Genomic DNA, 1,711 nt, shown 5'->3' with positions numbered 1-1,711 from the left:
CTAACCACTATTATCCTTTCGGCGGTGTCTTTGCAAGTACTACGAATGTCCAGCCTTACAAGTATAATGGTAAGGAGTATGACACGAAGAAAGGCTTGAACTGGTATGACTACGGGGCACGTCATTATGATGCTGCGTTGGGACGGTTTACAACGAACGACAGGTTTGCTGAGAAGTATCACTCACTCTCACCATATCAGTATGGTGCGAATAATCCGATCAATACTATTGATATTAATGGAGATAGTTTACTCATTGTAACTCCGGAGCTATTGAAGCCATTTATAATGGTTTGCAGGAGGGGCAGCACATAAAAATGCGATTTAATAATGGCATATTGGATCCAACTTCTATTGAAAAACAAGCTAATAGTAGTAATGACTTTTTTCTGAAAGATTTATTTGAGATTGCCAGTAGTGAAAAAATGGTAGAGCTGTCATTATCAGATAAGAATACATATCAGATGAATGGGAAAACTATAGAAGAATTTTTTGATATTCCTTATGATGATGATGATAGCGGAATACCCGTTCATCAAAAAGAAGATTATTCAAAAATGGGTATTCCTTTTGGCAAGCATATTCAAGGGAATTTAGGACAGACATTAGTACCCGACAGGAATTTAGCTTCCGGTAAAAGTTCAACTAATAATCATATACAGGTTATAGTTAACAAGAATGGTACATTGAACCATAGAACAGTTGGGATTGCACATGAATTTGGACATGTTATTTTGTATTTAAGAAACATGCCGTTTAGTCGTGGACAACCGGGAGTCGATAATTTTGTATACAATAGAAGAGCTGATATAATGTCAAAAAGATTAGGATATGACTATTAAACTAAAAATGTTTTTTATGCTTATTATGTTTCCACCATTGTTATACGGACAAAACAAGTTGGTGAAAGAAACTATAACATATTCAAGTGATAAAAGTGCTTATACAAAGGAGATAAACAAGACTATCTTTTTTGAAGTTGAGACTAATTTGCCAGTTTTTGAATGGACGCTGGATACTGCAAGATCTTCTGAAAGCTATACTTCCTATTATTTTAGGGAACAATTACGAGAAGTCTCAACGGACATTTCTTATATTGGTGGATACGAATCATTAAAGAATTACCAAGATAGTCTTTATTGGAAGTATTATAAAGGTGATGAACAGAATGCTTCTTGTCTATATACTATTCTTTTTGACAAGAAACTTAAAATTAGAGAAATAAGAATTGTGAAAAGGGCGGGATATAATAACTCTAAGTATAACTACGATAAGTTAATAAAGAAAATACTTTTATCCACTGAAGGAAATTGGCAAAAAACGAATAATACATCTTCTGAAGAGTGGTATTTTACATTTGGACGTTTTTTTGTAAGATAAAATATTCTGTTTCAGTAGATGTTCTTCCTTCATTGTTTCTAAATCCCCGAATCTCTGATTCGATAAACTGAATGATTCCTTGCTTATATCCTCGGATGTAAGCAAGGAATCTACGTTTCTGTCCATCTGACGCTTCTGAATATTCAGGCACCTTTTCCTATCGCAACAAGTACGACGGTTTCGACCGCTGTTCCAAGAAGTGGCTTCCGGGAGCCGGGAGTTCGGACTATACAGAATATGTCTACGACCTTGCTGACCATGTCAGCTTCATGTAGGACGGCGTGAAGCAGGCGAACGAATACATTTATGATGCGAACGGCAATTTGCCCCAA

The 1,711-nt window shown here is 35.8% G+C and carries 4 protein-coding genes; 3 read left to right on the top strand and 1 reads right to left on the bottom strand.

Going from position 1 to position 1,711, the window contains the following annotated elements; all coding sequences use genetic code 11:
* From JCM16496_RS24475 to JCM16496_RS21000, 3 genes are all read left to right on the top strand, one after another.
* The coding region (locus JCM16496_RS24475) for an RHS repeat-associated core domain-containing protein (RefSeq protein ID WP_244440535.1) at positions 1 to 314 on the top strand (314 nt) is incomplete at its 5' end.
* 23 nt (positions 315 to 337) lie between these two features.
* Positions 338 to 841 carry a hypothetical protein gene (locus JCM16496_RS24470; RefSeq protein ID WP_244440534.1) on the top strand — a complete coding sequence of 168 codons (504 nt, stop codon included), beginning with the start codon at positions 338 to 340 and terminating at the stop codon, positions 839 to 841.
* Positions 831 to 1,379: a hypothetical protein gene (locus JCM16496_RS21000; protein WP_244440533.1), complete on the top strand. Its 549-nt coding sequence runs from the start codon at positions 831 to 833 to the stop codon at positions 1,377 to 1,379. Before JCM16496_RS24470 ends, JCM16496_RS21000 begins: the two co-directional genes overlap by 11 nt.
* Positions 1,380 to 1,522: 143 nt before the next feature.
* Here the strand turns inward: JCM16496_RS21000 and JCM16496_RS23145 are convergent.
* Positions 1,523 to 1,711, bottom strand: a 189-nt coding sequence (locus tag JCM16496_RS23145; RefSeq protein WP_209441655.1) for a hypothetical protein, incomplete at its 5' end; no start/stop codon positions are given.

Origin of the sequence: Bacteroides rodentium JCM 16496 (genome assembly GCF_000614125.1) — a bacterium.
In the GTDB taxonomy this organism is placed as follows: Bacteria; Bacteroidota; Bacteroidia; order Bacteroidales; family Bacteroidaceae; genus Bacteroides; species Bacteroides rodentium.
The sequence above is the reverse complement of the archived record's forward strand: the minus strand, read 5'-3'. Positions and strand labels throughout refer to the sequence as shown.